The following is a 14,769-nucleotide window of genomic DNA, read 5'->3' as shown; positions in this document are numbered from 1 at the left end:
TCACAATTTCACCACCTCACTACTTCACCTATTGTGGTACGAAGCGGTAGAGAACGATGCCGATGAAGGTGAAGACCATACTGGGCACCCAGGCCGCCAGCATGGGGCTCATATCCCCGACCTGGGCCAAGTTGCGGCTCAGAATCACGAAGATGAGAAAGACGAAGGCCAGCACGAAGCCCAGCGCAATCTGGCCGCCCACGCCCGCTCTGGATTTACGGGCACTCAGAATAACGCCGATAACGGTTAGAATGAGGATGGCGAAAGGGTAGGCGAACCGCTCGTATTTCGCGCTCAGATATACCTGCGTATCGTCGGCGCCCCGGTCAATCTTCTGCTGGATGAAGGCGTTGAGCTCGGGCAGCGTGAGAGTTTCTTCCAAGCGCCAGGTGCTGGCAAAGTCTTTCGGGTAGAGGTTCAGGGTGGTGTCGCGGGCGGGCAGGCTCAACAGTTTTTCGTTTTGCCCGTCGAAGGTGCGTACCAGCTGCGGGCTCAGCTTCCAGGCCCGGCGCGTCGAGTCCCAGGTAATGGCGTCGGACGTCATGCGGCGCTTCAGGGTAGTGCCGTCGATGGTTTCCAGGGCGAAGCGGTAGCCCACGTTGTTCACGTTATCGTAGCTCTCCATATAGATGTAGGATTTCGGCCCAATCTTGATATGGATGTTGCGTGCGTTGTAGCGGTAGGGGTTTTTGATGTACTTCTTCTCAAAAGCCACCCGCGTTTTATTAGCAATGGGAATGCCCCAGCCGATGAGCCCGAACGTAGCCACTCCGATAACCACCGCACCCATCAGGTAGGGCACCAGCAGGCGCTTGAAGCTCACACCGCTGGCCAGAATAGCCACAATTTCGGTACGGGCCGCCAGCCGGGCCGTTACGAAAACGACGGCAATGAACACCGTAATCGGGGAGAGCAGATTGGCGTAGTACGGAAACAGATTGACGTAATACTCCGAAATAATCTTGCCCGCCGACAGGTTGTGCTGAATGAAGTCGTCGTTTTTCTCCGTGAAATCAATCACGCAAATCACGCTTACCAGCACAATGACCACGAAGAAAAACGAGGTCAGAAACTTCAGCAGAATGTATTTATCGAGGAGCTTCACTGAGAAGGTTAGTTGTTAGTTGCTCGTTGTCAGTTGTTAGTTAGTTGGTAATTGCTGGTTCTGTAACGACGCTAACAACTGACAACGAACAACCAACAACTAATAATTACAGCCGCGTCATTACTTGTTTCACCATCTTGTCTTTCCAGTCGCGGAAGGTGCCGGCAATGATTTGCTCCCGGGCCTGCTGCACCAGCCAGAGGTAGAACGTCAGGTTGTGGATGGAGGCAATCTGGGGGCCCAGCATTTCTTGGCTCTGGAACAAGTGCCGAACGTAGGAGCGGGAGTAAAACGTACTCACGTAGCCACCTAATTCCTTATCCAGCGGCTCCAGGTCCAGCTGCCACTTCTTATTGGTGATGTTGATAATGCCCTGGGTGGTGAACAGCATGCCATTGCGGGCGTTGCGGGTCGGCATCACGCAGTCGAACATATCCACGCCCAGCGCAATGTTTTCCAGGATGTTGGCCGGCGTGCCCACGCCCATCAGGTAGCGGGGCTTGTCTTTAGGCAGAATGTCGCAGACCAGCTCGGTCATTTCGTACATCATGTCGGCCGGCTCGCCCACGCTCAGGCCGCCGATGGCGTTGCCCTCGCGTCCCTGCTCAGCAATAAACTCGGCCGACTTGATGCGCAGATCTTTGAACGTCGAGCCCTGCACAATCGGGAACAGCGTCTGGTCGTAGCCGTAGTGGCCCTCGGTGCTGTCGAAGCGGGCAATGCAGCGCTTGAGCCAGCGGTGGGTCATGTCGAGCGAACGGGCGGCGTAGTCGTACTCGCAGGGCCAGGGTGTGCACTCGTCGAAGGCCATCATGATGTCGGCCCCGATGGTGCGCTGGATGTCCATCACGCCCTCGGGCGAAAACAGATGCTGCGAGCCGTCGATGTGGGAGCGGAATTTCACGCCTTCCTCCTTGATTTTGCGCGTGCCGCTGAGCGAGTACACCTGGTAGCCACCCGAGTCGGTCAGAATCGGCCGGTCCCAGCCGTTAAACTTGTGCAGGCCGCCGGCCGCGCGCAGCACATCGAGGCCCGGGCGCAGATACAGGTGGTAGGTATTGCCGAGAATAATCTGGGCCTTGATATCGTCTTTCAGGTCGCGCTGCTGCACGGCTTTCACCGTGCCAGCCGTGCCCACGGGCATAAAGATGGGCGTTTGAATGGCGCCGTGGGCCGTGTGCACCACCCCGGCGCGGGCTTTGGATTGCGGATCGTGGGCTACTAAATCGAAGGTCATGCGTGGGGAAGAATTCCCGGTCGGAGCGGTGGTCGGCAGCCTGCAAGCCACTGGCTGAATGCTGCTTTTCCGGCTGGCCCCGGGGTGGGAAATGACGTTGGAATCTGCAAAGGTAAACCCTTACCACGGTTCCCTCGTGCTGAATAGCTACTTTTGCCCACTTACCCAACTCCCAGGCGTTGTCCGTTCCTTTTTCTCCCGCTATCTGGCTGCTGCTGGCCTCGGTGCTGGTGCAGCTGGGCTACGCGGCCTACTACTTTCTGCCCTTCGCGCTACGCCCCGAAACCGCGCCGCCCGGCCCGGCAGCTGACTCCGAGCCCGTATCGGTGCTGGTGTGCGCCCACAACGAGCTGGAGAACCTGCGCCGCCTGCTGCCCTTATTGCTGCAGCAAGATTACCCCGCCGGCTTCGAAATTATTCTCATCGACGACCGGAGCGGCGACGACACGTATCTGTACGTGCAGCAGCTCACGCAATACTACCCCAACGTGCGCCTGGTGTCCGTCGATAAGACGCCGGAAGGTCTTTCGCCAAAAAAATATGCCCTCACGCTCGGCATCAAAGTAGCGCGCTACCCGCGCCTGCTCTTCACCGACGCCGACTGCATTCCGGCTACTGATCAATGGGTTCGACTTATGCAGCGCGGCTTTGCCCGGCCTGCCGATCTGGTGCTGGGCTATTCGGCCTACGCTCCCGAGCCCGGATTTTTAAATAAACTCATTCGTTTTGAAACCCTGCTCACCGGAGCACAGTATCTGTCCTTCGCGTGGCGTGGGCAACCCTACATGGGCGTAGGCCGGAATATGGCCTACACGCAGAAGTGCTTCCGCGCAACCAAAGGCTTTGCTTCCCACATTCGCAGCCTCGGCGGCGACGACGACCTGCTGGTGCAGGATGCAGTACATCACGGGCAATGGGTGGCAGTAGAGGCCGAGCCGGCCGCCCATACGCTCAGCCAGCCAGCCCAAACCTGGCAAACCTGGTGGCGCCAAAAACGCCGGCATTTGTCGGCCGGAAAGCACTACCGCCTCGCCGATAGATTACGAATTGGAAACTTTATTGGCACTAATCTGCTTTTTTATTTCACAACTGTGCTGCTGCTGTTTTCCCAACCTGATTGGGTACCTTTGACCGTCTTGTGGGGTGTTCGTACTTCGGTAATTTGTGCTGCGTATGCAAAGCTCGGCCAACGACTCGATGACCGTTTGCCCGTGGCGTTGCTGCCCGTACTCGACGCTGTTTATTTTTTTTACTATCTAGCTCTGGGAATTTCGCTGTTCCTCTACCGTAACCTCCGATGGAAGTAAACAACCAGGAAATTCAGAAGCAGTTTTCTGCCAAGGCCAAGCACGACTTCAAGCTGATCCGCGCTGCCGTTGAGCAGTCGGACGAAAAAGCTTATGCCGAGCTGATGCATATCTACAAGAAGCCGGTGTACCACGTGGTGCTCAAAATGGTGCGCAACCCCGACGACGCGGAGGACTTGACCATCGAGGCTTTTGCCAAGGCTTTCCGCAACCTGCACAAGTTCAACCCGGAGTACGCTTTTAGTACCTGGCTGTTCCGCATTGCCACCAACAACTGCATCGACTTTATTCGCAAGAATAAAATCAAAACGATGTCGATTGACTCGGCCATCAAAATCGACAACGGTGACGAAATCACCATCGACTTCCGCGACCAGAACCTGAACCCGCAGGAGACGGCCATCAAAAACCAGAAAATCGAAATCATGCAGCACGTCGTGTCGCGGCTGCCCGATAAATACCAGCGTCTCGTCACGCTGCGCTACTTCGATGAGCTGAGCTACGAGGAAATTGCCACCGAATTAAAAGCCCCCCTCGGCACGGTGAAAGCCCAACTGCACCGCGCCCGGGAGTTGCTCTATGACATGGTGAAAAACAAGAAGCACATCATCTAATGACAAGTAAAAAGCCCCGGCGCGAGTCGGGGCTTTTTTGTGGCCGATGTGGTTTAATCGGTCATCCTGAGCGCAACCCCTGCGCATCACTATCTTTGCCCCAATGGATATTCTGGCCCGCTACTTTCCCGACCTCACCGACCAACAGAAACGCCACTTTGCCCAGCTCGAAACCGAGTTTCGGGGCTGGAATGAGCGCCTTAACCTGGTAGCTCGCACCGATGTGGACAACCTCGCCGAGCGGCACTTTCTGCACTCCCTGGGCATTGCCAAAGTGGTGCAGTTTGCGCCGGGCACTTCGGTGCTTGATGTAGGCACGGGCGGCGGCCTGCCAGGTTTGCCGCTGGCCATTCTGTTTCCGGAGGTGAAGTTTCACCTAGTCGATAGTATTGGTAAGAAAATTCGGGCAGTGCAGGATATGGCCCATGCCTTGGGACTACACAACCTCACCGCCGAGCAAACCCGCGCCGAGCAAGTGCGCGCCAAATACGACTACGTAGTGAGCCGCGCCGTAGCCCGCCTAGCCACTTTTCACCCCTGGATAGCCCACCGCTACAAGCCCCAGGGCGACGCTACTACCGGCCTCTACTACCTCAAAGGCGGTGACCTGTCGGAGGAAATCGACGAATCGGGCCTCGTAGCTCACGTCTTCAACCTCAGCGACTATTTCGAGGAGGAATTCTTCGAAACTAAGAAAGTGGTTTTCGTGCCCAATGAAGGCCGGTAATACTTAACGTGCTGATGTGTTGGAATGTGAGAAATGTGCACTTGCGAGGTGTAAGCCGAAGCCATCCGTCCACTGCGCAGTAAGACACAACCTTTTACCAGAAAGCCCTCAACTGTACCAACGGTTGAGGGCTTTTCACTTACTATCACTCGCAACATTTCAGCGGACGGTTTGCCACGGCTCACGCCTCGCAAGGACACATCCAACCACATTAGCACCTTACCCCGGTACTGCTGCCATCAGAAACTCGACGGCGCGACGCTCGGAATAGTATTCGCCATCGGGCGTGCCCTCGGCAAAGCCCACATGGCCACCTTCGGGCGGGGTTTCCAGAAACACGAATTCCGAGGCGGCCGCAATGTCCCGGGGAAAGCAGGCGGGAGCCAGAAACGGGTCGTTTTCCGCGTTTACCAGCAAAGTCGGGATGGTAATGGTGGCCAGGTAGCGCCCCGAACTGGACTGCTCGTAGTAGTCGTCGGCCGATTTGAAGCCATGCATGGGCGCCGTAAACCGGTCGTCGAACTGCGGAAAGTCGAGTAGCAGCTCCAGGTTTTCCACATCAATCTGGCCGGGCAGCAAATCTGCTTTCTGCCGCATCTTGGCCCGTAACGACTTCAGAAAGCGCGCCAGGTAGATGCGGTTTTCGGGCTTGGAAATCTGGTAGGAGCTGGATTTCAAATCCGTGGGTACCGAGAAGACGGCGGCGCGGGTTATTTCCCGGGGCAGCCGGGCTGGGTTTTCGCCCAGGTATTTCAGCGTTACGTTGCCGCCCGCACTGAAGCCGGTGAGAAAGATGCGGCGGTAGCGGCCCGTAGCCAGAGCGTGGCGCACCACGAAGTCGAGGTCGTCGGTGTCGCCGAGGTGGTAGGAGCGCACCAGGCGGTTCATTTCGCCGCTGCAGCTGCGGTAGTTCCAGGCCAGCGCATCGAGGCCGGCGCGCTTGAGGGCCCGCACCATGCCGCGCACGTAGGGGCGGCCGGCGTCGCCCTCCAGCCCGTGCGACACAATGGCCAGCGTATCGGCTGGCCCCGCCGTCTGCCGTGACCAGTCGAGGTCCAGAAAGTCGCCGTCGGGCGTTTCTACCCGCTCGCGCTGATAGCTCACATCGGGCACCGAGCGCCACAGACTAGGCACGATGGTTTGAATATGCCCGTTGAACATGTAAAACGGCGGCTGATAGCGAGAGTGCGGTACGAGTGGCATAAACGGACAAAAAGCTAAGCTACTGGCAAAGATGCGGCGACTTGAGGAAGATAAGGATAAAATAAGTAGGCATGCATACCATCACAGCAAGTCGGCTTGGCAGGCAGGACAGAAAAAGAACCGCCGCTTAAAATGAAAAGTTGCTCCCAATTCTTTGGGCTAGTGCCTGCGACCACAAAGCCTCAGAAGCAAGGCAAAAAGTAAATGGTCAAAGAATTGGTAAGTAACAAGCTGAACACTAGTATCTTGATTGATTATATGCTCGTATTATACCCACAATCTCATAATCTCACAACCCCACTATGAAAACGATAAAAGTAATTCCTCAGCTTTTAGTTGGCAGCGCCTTTATTGTGGCCTCTGCCTGTAGTAGCACCAACACTAACTCCGGTATGAGCTCAGGCGCTTCTACTTCAGGTAGCTCCACGGGTACGAGCAGCAGTATGAGTGGCAGTGGCAGCACGCCCTCGACCGGCACCAGCACCGGCGTGGCCGATACGGGCGTGGGTTCCGCCGTTGCGCCCAGCCAAACTGGCACCAGCACCGCCGCCACCGGTACTACCGCCGGCAGCATGAGCGGCACCGGCATGGCGGCCGGCTCGGCCAGCGCTCCAGGTACCGATATGAATGCTTTTATGGCCAGTTTTGCCACCATGCAGGACCCTACATTTCTGATGACGGCCGCTAGCAGCAACATGCTGGAAATTCAGATGGGCAAGCTGGCAGTGCAGAAATCAGCGAATGCCGAAGTGAAAAAGTTTGGCCAAATGATGGTCGACCATCATACCAAGGCGACGCAGGAGCTGAAAACCGTGGCCGTGCCGCTGGGCGTCACGCTGCCCCAGACCCTGATGCCCATTCACCAGACTATGGCCGACCAGCTGACCGGTAAATCGGGCAAGGCTTTCGACGAGGCCTATATGGATGCCATGGAAGCGGCCCACAAGATGGATGTGGCCATGTTTGAGGTGAAAAGTAAGGGGGCTGAAACGCCGACCGTACAGAGCTTTGCTACTAAAACGCTGCCCATGCTTCGCTCGCACCACACGATGGCCAACGAAATCGAAAAGAAAGTTGATTAGCAGTGCCGTGCGGCCTGAAACAGGCTTTGTTTACCCCAACTAGGAATAGCCCCGGTGGTGCAATGCACGGCCGGGGCTATTCTTTTGACGGCAGGCGGGTGCGGGCTAGAAACAGCGCCACGCCGGCTGCCACCGCCGCCGAAAGGCCAAAGGCTGCTGTGCTGCCAAACAGTTGCCATACTAGTCCGGTAAGCGCGCTGGCCAGCAGCGCGGCGATGCTGCTCAGACCGGCATAGGTGCCCAGCGCGGCCCCGGTGTCGGCGGGGACACATAGGTTGCTGAGCCAGGCTTTGCTGATGCCTTCCGTAGCGGCCGCATACAGGCCGTACAACCCAAACAGCAGCGCGAAAACCAACAGCTCATGGGCCTGCGTCATGCCGGCGTACACAAGACTGAACAGCAGCAGCCCTGTTACCAGCATGGGTCGAGGACCCAGGCGGTCGGATAAGTGGCCGGCGGGCAGGGCACTGAGGGCATACACCAGATTGTAGAAGATGTACAAGCCGATAACGGTGGCATCGGGCAGGCCGCGCTGCCGGGCCAGCAGCAGTAGAAAGGTGTCGGCACTGTTGAAGAAAGCAAATACCAGCAAGCCGCTCGCCACCCGGCGGTAAGAGCTTGGCGCCCGTTGCCAGTAGCTGAAAGAGGCCCAGAAGGGGCGCACCGGCTGCGCGGACGGAACCTTGGGCTTTTCGTGTACTGCCAGCGTAATGCCCACCGCGGCCAGGCCCGGCAGAAAGGCCAGCAGAAACAGCAAGCGGTAGTCGCCAGGGCGGGCTGCCAGCCAAAGCAGGGCCAACACCGGCCCCAGCACCGCCCCGAGGGTATCGAGGGAGCGGTGAAAGCCGAAGACGCGGCCTTTATTCTTAGGGGTAGTTTCGTCGGAAAGCAGCGCGTCGCGGGCTCCGGTGCGCAGGCCTTTGCCCAGCCGGTCGGTGGTGCGGGCCAGAAACACCCACCATGGAGCCGTCAGCACAGCCAGCATAGGCTTCGACAAAGCACTCAGGCCATAACCCCACTGCACGAACGGCAGCCGCCGCCCCAGCCGGTCGGACCACTGCCCGAAATAGCCTTTGCTCAGGCCGGCGGTGGCTTCGGCTACACCTTCGAGCACGCCAATCAATACCACGGAGAAGCCAATACTTTGTAGGTAGAGCGGCATCACCGGATACAGCATTTCGCTGGCCAGGTCAGTAAAGAGGCTAACCAGGGAAAGCAGCCAGATGGTGCGGGTGAGGTATTTCATGGCCGGCAGAACAAAGGCTGCAAGTAGCATATTTGCGCCCGTCCGGCCAGCATCGAGCAGCCCGCCGGGGTAGAAAAGCGGGAGTAGAAGGGCTATATTTGCAGCGCAGCCCGAAGCCAAAGCGCAAATCGAAGCCTGGTATTTGTTATTTCAAACCAAAGGCTTACCTTTGCCAACCCAATTGAACCCAATTCGAGCAGAACGTCAATTTTACCATACCCATGGCAAATCATAAGTCGGCCCTCAAGCGTATCCGTTCCAACGAAGCGAAGCGCGTGTTGAACCGTTATCAGGCTAAATCGACCCGCACCGCTGTTAAGAAGCTGCGCGCCACCACCGATGCTTCGGAAGCACAAGAGCTGCTGAAGAAAGTATCGTCGATGCTGGACCGTCTGGCCAAGAAGAACATCATTCACAAGAACAAAGCCGCCAACAATAAGTCGAAGCTGGCCAAGTTCGTGAAGTCGCTGGCTGCCTAAGCATCCACTGACTTTTCTGCTCTGTTATATGAAAGCCCCTGCGCGCAAGTGCAGGGGCTTTTCTGTTTATTCTGACCGCTGAGCTGATGGCTACGTTTTATTCCATATTTTGCTGGTATTATCACTTCTTATAGAACCGCCAATGAAAAACGTGTACTATTTACTGGTGCTGTGCGCCAGCCTTGCCCAGTTACCCCTACAAGCCCAGAACTGGCGGCCTTTTCGCCCTAATCAGGACGTGCACGCCTTTCGAGGCGTAACGGCCGACACCGTGCTAACCATGCGGCTGGATTCGGCCGCGCTGCAGGGCGCCGACTCGGTTTATTATTTCAACCGTACCGTGCGCCGGGCCAACAGCTTTCAGTGGCAAAAGTCGGCTAACAACCAGTTTGGCCGGCAGCTGCGCTACAACCCGGCCCAGCGCACGTATTCGCTGAACTGGGCCGGGGTCTCAATCAATGGCTTTTCCGCCGACCGGACACTGGTGCTTAAGCCTTTTGCTCGGGTCGGTGACACGTGGAGCAGCTATTTCTCCGATTATGGAGTGCAAACCACGCTGCTTTCCCGCGGCACGCAGGTGGTAGATGGCGTAACAGACTCCGTGGCTATTTTCCGGTGCAGCACGGGCGTAACGGTGATGCTGAGCAAGAACAACGGCTTGGTATCGGCCCCGGCGAACTTACTGTTTGGCGTAACAAATCCTAAAATGCTGACTATAGCCCGCCGGCCCGGCCCGGCCGGATTGAGCTATTACAACCCGCTGGATCTACTGGACCTGCAGCCCGGCAACGAGCTGGGCTACTTCCAGGATCCGGTGTTTCTGGGCCCGTTTGCCTGCTTTGATGGTTGGCTGCTGCGGCGGGTGCTGAGCCGGCAAGTGACGGCCGACAGTGTGGTGTATCGTTTTCAGCAGCAAAGCCAGACAGTGTACCACAACACGCCTAGCTGCTCCGGCATGGGTACTGCGGTTGGGCCCGTGGAGGTGGTGCGCATGGCGGCCTCTCTGCGCACGGGCCGGTGGGCCGGCCCCAACAGGCCCAACGCGGCCTTGGTGCCCGTCAATACCGATTTGCTAGCGTATGAATACCGCGCCCTGCCCGGCGTTCCAGCGTCGCTGATGATGGGGTATCCAGTACTTGTGGCCAGTCCGGCTACGGCTTGCAGCATACCCGCACGGCTACAGCAGCAAATGCTCTACCGCCTCAATGGCGACGTTTACAACCCGTACCAGGCCATCGACCTGCCCGGCTGGCAGCAGCAGGAGGGCCCGGGCGTTGGGGTGATAAGCCAAGCAGAGAAGCGCCTTGTTTACTGGCGGCGCACTGTGAATGCCGCAGACCAGACCTGTGGTAGCCGCACCAGCTTTGGCACGCTGCTGCCCACCAAGGCTGCTCGGCTTGCCGCTACTTTCGAGCTGTATCCGAACCCGGCGGGCGAATCAGCAACGCTGCGGCTGGCTGGCGCCGCGCGGGTTGCTACCACGGTGCGGCTGCTCGATAACCTGGGCCGCGCCGTGAAAACTCAGCAGCTGACCACCGGACAAACCGAGCTGGTGTTGCCGCTGCAAAGCCTGGTTCCGGGCCTGTACCTAGTGGAAGTGCAGGCGGGCCACGAGCCGGCGCAGTATCTGAAGCTGCAGCACTCCCGGTAAGGAATCAGCCTGTCAGGATCAACTGTTGAGCTAGCTATTCACGATGAAAAAACTTTACCCCCTGGTAATAGCCGCGCTGTGTGGCTCCGTCACTATTGTCCAGGCTCAAAGCTGGAAGCCTTTTCGGATGGGCCTGATCTACGCTTACCAGCCCACGGGCACTGGTCCGGCTACCGATGCTTTCACGCTGCGCGTCGACTCGGCCTATGCCACCACGGCTGGAGATTCGGTCTTCACCTTCAACCGCATAATGCGCCGGGCGCCGGGCACCGACCAGGGTACGTTCTACAAAACCCGCAACAACCTATTTGGCTCCCGGCTGGAATGGCGGCCGGGCACGGCGGAGTATCGGCTGGTGGTGAATGCCGACCCCACGGCTGGGCAAGGGGCCACTTCCCTGTTACTGCGTCCCCGGGCGGCGGTAGGCAGCAGCTGGGCCGCCGGGCAGAATCCACTGGTAACGGCCACTCTCACCAGCCGTGCCGTCCAAACCTTCGGAACGCCCGCCGTTACCGACAGCCTAGCTACCATCACGCTCAGCAACGGGCAGGTGGTGCGTATGAGCCGGCGCTACGGCCTGGTGTCGGCTACCGAGCTGGTCTATCCTTACTCGGGCAACTCCAGGGAATACGTGCAGGCTGCCTTGCCCGCTGCGCTGCTTCAGTCAGCCTACAGTCCGCTGGCTATTTTCGATATGCAGCCCGGCGACGAGCTGGGCTACGTGCAGGAGCCGTTCAGCTACGGGGGCCTGCCCTGTTCGCGCACCTACAAGCTGCGGCAGATCAAAACCCGGCAGCAAACGGCCGACAGCCTGATTTACACCTACCAGGAACAAAGCCGCACCCAAACGTACGGCGTACCAAACTGCGGCTCTCCGGCTGGCAGCAGCACCGGCTCCGCGACAACCGGCCGACTAGCCATTTCCCTGCGCACGGGTCAGGCCCGACAGTATAGCTACCTGTTTGGGGCCCTGCCCATGCTGTCGGGCGAGTACCGCGTGGCTTCTACCACGGGCAACGACCAGCGGCTGATTGTGGGTATGGGCCTGCTGTATCAGAGCCTGGGCGGGTGCGCGGGCACTGGCCGCAACGTTGGCTACCAGGTTATGTATCCTTACAATACCTCCCCCGGCATGTACTGGCGCGGCCTGGATGCGCTGACGATTCAGCAGAGCTTCTCGCCTGTACTCGGGCTGGGCGACTTATACACTGGTGAAACCTCCCTCCAGTACTACACGCGCACCCGCGGCGGCAACACCACTACCTGCGGCACCCGCAGCGACTTTGCCACGCTGCTGCCGGCCCGTTCTGCGGCATTGGCGCCCGGCTTCCAGGCTTTCCCCAATCCGACTGCGGAGAGCCTGCAGCTGCAGCTGGAAGGCCCGGCCCGCGCCGGTACCAGCGTAGTGGTGCAGGATGCGCTGGGTCGTTTGGTATGGAGAACAGAAGTGGCCGCTGGTCAGACCACAGTACCACTATCGTTGCGGCAGCAACCGGCTGGAATCTACCTGGTGCAGCTCCAGGTTGCGGCTGGTGATGTGCGCAGTGTGCGGGTTCAGAAACTGCCGTAAACGGTATTCTGTATGCAATAAAAAGCCCCGCCAGAAACTTCTGCCGGGGCTTTTTACTATAAACGGGAACCAGCACTAGGCTACGCTCACCTTTACCATGTTGGTCTTACCTTTCTCGTTGATGGGCATCGACGCGGTGTTGATGAATACGTCACCTTTGTTGAGGTTGCCGGTCGTAGTCAGCACGTATTTGATGTCCGACACCGTGCCGTCAGTGCTCAGCATCCGGTCGTAGTAGAAGCCCCGCACGCCCCAGATCAGGCTTAGCGTGGTGAGCAGCGGCCGGTTGTCGGTGAAGATGAATATGTTGGCTTTGGGCCGGTATTTGGCAATCTGGAAGGCCGTGTAGCCCCGGTGCGTCATACCGGTAATGGCTTTGGCACCGGTGTTTTTGGCCAAGTGGCAGGCCGCCGAAATCACGCTATCCACCATGAACGAAGGCAGTTCGGGCGTGATAGGGTGCCAACGGTTGTAGAGGCTGGGCATCTGAGTTTCCACGCTCAGAATAGTAGCCACCATCGACCGAATAACCTCGGCCGGGTAGGCGCCCACGGCCGTTTCAGCCGACAGCATCACGGCATCAGCGCCGTCGATAACGGCGTTGGCCACGTCGCTGGTTTCGGCCCGGGTGGGGCGGGGGGCCGTAATCATGCTTTCCATCATCTGGGTAGCCACAATTACCGGCTTACCGGCCTTGTTGCACTTCGAGACGATGAGCTTCTGGGCCATTGGCACCTCTTCCATCTTCACCTCCACACCCAGGTCGCCACGGGCTACCATCACGGCATCGGTCAGAGCAATGATTTCGTCGAGGTTTTTGAGGCCCTCAGGCGTCTCAATTTTGGCGATGACGCGGGCCGTTTTGCCGCTTTCGGCAATCAGGCTCTTGATGAAGCGAATATCCTCGCCGCGGCGGGCAAACGACAGCGCAATCCAGTCTACATCGTTTTCCAGACCGAATTTCAGGTCTTCAATGTCCTTCTCGGTCATCGACGGGGCCGAAACCTCGGAGTCGGGCAGGTTGATGCCCTTGCGGGGCTTGACGGTGCCGCCGTAAATTACTTCCACGTCCACCTCTTTGTCGCGGTCGGTGGCCAGCACGCGCAGCTCAATCTTGCCGTCGTCAATCAGAATCATGTCGCCGGGCTTCACGTCGCGGGCCAGACCCAGGTAAATCGTGCTCAGGCGCGTGGCCGTCGTGATTTCCTTTTCGCCGCACACTAGCTTGATCTTGTCGCCGGCCTTGATTTCCACGGCGCCGCCTTCCACCTCACCCAGCCGGATTTTCGGGCCCTGCAAGTCCTGCAACAGGCCCACGTTGGTGCGCATATCCTTGTTGAGGCGGCGCACCGTGTTGATAACCGACAGGTGGTCTTCGTGGGAACCGTGGGAAAAATTGAGCCGGAATACGTCGACGCCTTCGCGAATCAGCATTCCCAGCTTTTCATACGTGTTGGAGGCGGGGCCCACGGTGGCCACGATTTTGGTTTTATTAAAATGCGGAGACGGTTCCATGAAGTATGGGTCAGATTTAAGATGAGCGACTGGTATGAGGGCAAGCCAAGGACCTCATCCTGCTACTCTGCCGCCCGCTGAAACGCTGTTTCGGGGAGGCAGACAGACAAAACAAGGTCCTTAGGCAAGCGGCTCAACCGGCCGCTGCTGGTTGTACGAGCTCAAAAGAGCAGATTTTCTTTGAATTTTAGCGTATTCGGGTCGAATTGGCAGGCGTACTGTACCTCCGGCAGGCGGGTGAGCTGCTCCAGCAATTCTTCCGGTGCCAGCGGCCCGGCCCCGTTATTAACCTGAATCAGGTAGTCGTACTCCTTGATGTCGGGCGCCAAGAAGGGCTTTTTTAGGGGCGAAGGGTCTACCGAGCGGTTGCGCAGCAGGCGCAGGGTGCTGTTTTCGGTGGAATGCAGGTAATTGCTGATGACCAAACGGCCCTGGGCCAGCAAATCGTAAATTAAATCCTGCTGCTTTACCAGGCGCAGGCGCAGCGAACTGTTGAGCGTCCAGGCCAGCTTATGCTCCCGGCTCGACGACACAATGCCGAACAAGTCGAAGTCACAATCATAGTCTACGTCCAGCGTGAGCGTTTTCATAAGGCACTACCAAAAACAAGGAAGAACAAAACTACGCACGCAACGGGGCCAAAGAAACCACCTCCGCCATAATCTTGCACTGCCAAGATTACAGGCCGCCGGTTTGAAAATGTTAGGGAAGTTAGTGTTATTTGTGGCGAGTTTTCTCTAAACCCCCACGGAAATGTCTGAAATTGCAGAAAAAGTAAAAGCCATTATCATCGATAAACTTGGTGTTGAAGCGTCTGAAGTTACCACCGATGCTAGCTTCACCAACGACCTGGGTGCTGATTCCCTGGACACTGTCGAGCTGATCATGGAGTTCGAAAAGGAGTTCAACGTATCTATTCCCGACGACCAGGCTGAGAACATTGCCACCGTTGGTCAGGCCGTGAGCTACCTGGAAGAGCACGCTAAGTAGGCTTTGCTTCTTTCTACCCCCATTTAGTGCTTACCGGCCGGCT

At 57.9% G+C, this 14,769-nt stretch carries 14 protein-coding genes; 8 read left to right on the top strand and 6 right to left on the bottom strand.

What is annotated here, in order from left to right:
* Window positions 1–28: 28 nt before the first annotated feature.
* Both LGH74_RS11315 and tgt read right to left on the bottom strand, forming a co-directional pair.
* On the bottom strand, window positions 29–1,105 hold the full coding sequence (locus tag LGH74_RS11315; RefSeq protein WP_226175716.1) for an LptF/LptG family permease: 1,077 nt from the start codon (window positions 1,103–1,105) through the stop codon (window positions 29–31).
* A 106-nt stretch (window positions 1,106–1,211) separates the two neighbouring features.
* Window positions 1,212–2,342, bottom strand: a complete 1,131-nt coding sequence (gene tgt, locus LGH74_RS11310) for a tRNA guanosine(34) transglycosylase Tgt (protein ID WP_226175714.1) — start codon at window positions 2,340–2,342, stop codon at window positions 1,212–1,214.
* A gap of 179 nt (window positions 2,343–2,521) precedes the next feature.
* Here tgt and LGH74_RS11305 point away from each other — a divergent pair, with 179 nt between their 5' ends.
* The 3 genes from LGH74_RS11305 (at window position 2,522) to rsmG (ending at window position 4,990) form a co-directional block, all read left to right on the top strand.
* Complete coding sequence (locus tag LGH74_RS11305) at window positions 2,522–3,649, top strand: glycosyltransferase (RefSeq protein ID WP_226175711.1); 1,128 nt, start codon at window positions 2,522–2,524, stop codon at window positions 3,647–3,649.
* The gene (locus tag LGH74_RS11300; protein ID WP_226175709.1) at window positions 3,640–4,263 is read left to right on the top strand and encodes an RNA polymerase sigma factor; all 624 of its coding nucleotides are present in this window, start codon (window positions 3,640–3,642) and stop codon (window positions 4,261–4,263) included. The genes LGH74_RS11305 and LGH74_RS11300 overlap by 10 nt, the downstream gene beginning before the upstream one ends.
* A 103-nt stretch (window positions 4,264–4,366) precedes the next feature.
* A complete protein-coding gene (rsmG, locus tag LGH74_RS11295) occupies window positions 4,367–4,990 on the top strand; it encodes a 16S rRNA (guanine(527)-N(7))-methyltransferase RsmG (protein ID WP_226175707.1) in 624 nt (207 codons plus the stop codon).
* 219 nt (window positions 4,991–5,209) lie between these two features.
* On the opposite strand, the gene LGH74_RS11290 is transcribed toward rsmG, so the two are convergent.
* The gene (locus LGH74_RS11290; protein WP_226175703.1) at window positions 5,210–6,193 is read right to left on the bottom strand and encodes a YheT family hydrolase; all 984 of its coding nucleotides are present in this window, start codon (window positions 6,191–6,193) and stop codon (window positions 5,210–5,212) included.
* Window positions 6,194–6,585: 392 nt separating this feature from the next.
* On the opposite strand from LGH74_RS11290, the gene LGH74_RS11285 reads away from it, so the two are divergent.
* Window positions 6,586–7,275 carry a DUF4142 domain-containing protein gene (locus LGH74_RS11285; protein WP_226175700.1) on the top strand — a complete coding sequence of 230 codons (690 nt, stop codon included), beginning with the start codon at window positions 6,586–6,588 and terminating at the stop codon, window positions 7,273–7,275.
* A 76-nt stretch (window positions 7,276–7,351) separates the two neighbouring features.
* Here LGH74_RS11285 and LGH74_RS11280 read toward each other — a convergent pair whose 3' ends face one another.
* Window positions 7,352–8,521, bottom strand: a complete 1,170-nt coding sequence (locus LGH74_RS11280) for an MFS transporter (RefSeq protein WP_226175699.1) — start codon at window positions 8,519–8,521, stop codon at window positions 7,352–7,354.
* Between the two features lie 221 nt (window positions 8,522–8,742).
* Here LGH74_RS11280 and rpsT point away from each other — a divergent pair, with 221 nt between their 5' ends.
* From rpsT to LGH74_RS11265, 3 genes are all read left to right on the top strand, one after another.
* Complete coding sequence (gene rpsT / locus LGH74_RS11275) at window positions 8,743–9,000, top strand: 30S ribosomal protein S20 (protein WP_135463256.1); 258 nt, start codon at window positions 8,743–8,745, stop codon at window positions 8,998–9,000.
* A gap of 142 nt (window positions 9,001–9,142) precedes the next feature.
* Window positions 9,143–10,651, top strand: a complete 1,509-nt coding sequence (locus LGH74_RS11270; protein WP_226175698.1) for a T9SS type A sorting domain-containing protein — start codon at window positions 9,143–9,145, stop codon at window positions 10,649–10,651.
* A gap of 43 nt (window positions 10,652–10,694) precedes the next feature.
* Entirely contained in the window at window positions 10,695–12,221 is a 1,527-nt protein-coding gene (locus LGH74_RS11265) for a T9SS type A sorting domain-containing protein (protein ID WP_226175697.1), read from the top strand.
* Window positions 12,222–12,296: 75 nt separating this feature from the next.
* Here LGH74_RS11265 and pyk read toward each other — a convergent pair whose 3' ends face one another.
* Complete coding sequence (gene pyk / locus LGH74_RS11260; RefSeq protein ID WP_226175695.1) at window positions 12,297–13,736, bottom strand: pyruvate kinase; 1,440 nt, start codon at window positions 13,734–13,736, stop codon at window positions 12,297–12,299.
* A gap of 161 nt (window positions 13,737–13,897) precedes the next feature.
* On the bottom strand, window positions 13,898–14,326 hold the full coding sequence (locus LGH74_RS11255; RefSeq protein ID WP_226175693.1) for an IPExxxVDY family protein: 429 nt from the start codon (window positions 14,324–14,326) through the stop codon (window positions 13,898–13,900).
* A gap of 163 nt (window positions 14,327–14,489) precedes the next feature.
* On the opposite strand from LGH74_RS11255, the gene LGH74_RS11250 reads away from it, so the two are divergent.
* A complete protein-coding gene (locus LGH74_RS11250; RefSeq protein WP_226175691.1) occupies window positions 14,490–14,726 on the top strand; it encodes an acyl carrier protein in 237 nt (78 codons plus the stop codon).
* Window positions 14,727–14,769 lie beyond the last annotated feature (43 nt).

The organism is Hymenobacter lucidus (assembly GCF_020447265.1).
GTDB lineage: Bacteria > Bacteroidota > Bacteroidia > Cytophagales > Hymenobacteraceae > Hymenobacter > Hymenobacter lucidus.
This window is presented reverse-complemented; position numbering and strand designations above follow the sequence as displayed.

Coding starts and splice junctions, on each gene's coding strand:
- tgt (WP_226175714.1), bottom strand. CDS start 2,342: ATGACCTTCGATTTAGTAGCCCACGATCCGCAATCCAAAGCCCGCGCC.
- LGH74_RS11300 (WP_226175709.1), top strand. CDS start 3,640: ATGGAAGTAAACAACCAGGAAATTCAGAAGCAGTTTTCTGCCAAGGCC.
- rsmG (WP_226175707.1), top strand. CDS start 4,367: ATGGATATTCTGGCCCGCTACTTTCCCGACCTCACCGACCAACAGAAA.
- LGH74_RS11290 (WP_226175703.1), bottom strand. CDS start 6,193: ATGCCACTCGTACCGCACTCTCGCTATCAGCCGCCGTTTTACATGTTC.
- LGH74_RS11285 (WP_226175700.1), top strand. CDS start 6,586: ATGAGCTCAGGCGCTTCTACTTCAGGTAGCTCCACGGGTACGAGCAGC.
- LGH74_RS11280 (WP_226175699.1), bottom strand. CDS start 8,521: ATGAAATACCTCACCCGCACCATCTGGCTGCTTTCCCTGGTTAGCCTC.
- rpsT (WP_135463256.1), top strand. CDS start 8,743: ATGGCAAATCATAAGTCGGCCCTCAAGCGTATCCGTTCCAACGAAGCG.
- LGH74_RS11270 (WP_226175698.1), top strand. CDS start 9,143: ATGAAAAACGTGTACTATTTACTGGTGCTGTGCGCCAGCCTTGCCCAG.
- LGH74_RS11265 (WP_226175697.1), top strand. CDS start 10,695: ATGAAAAAACTTTACCCCCTGGTAATAGCCGCGCTGTGTGGCTCCGTC.
- pyk (WP_226175695.1), bottom strand. CDS start 13,736: ATGGAACCGTCTCCGCATTTTAATAAAACCAAAATCGTGGCCACCGTG.
- LGH74_RS11255 (WP_226175693.1), bottom strand. CDS start 14,326: ATGAAAACGCTCACGCTGGACGTAGACTATGATTGTGACTTCGACTTG.
- LGH74_RS11250 (WP_226175691.1), top strand. CDS start 14,490: ATGTCTGAAATTGCAGAAAAAGTAAAAGCCATTATCATCGATAAACTT.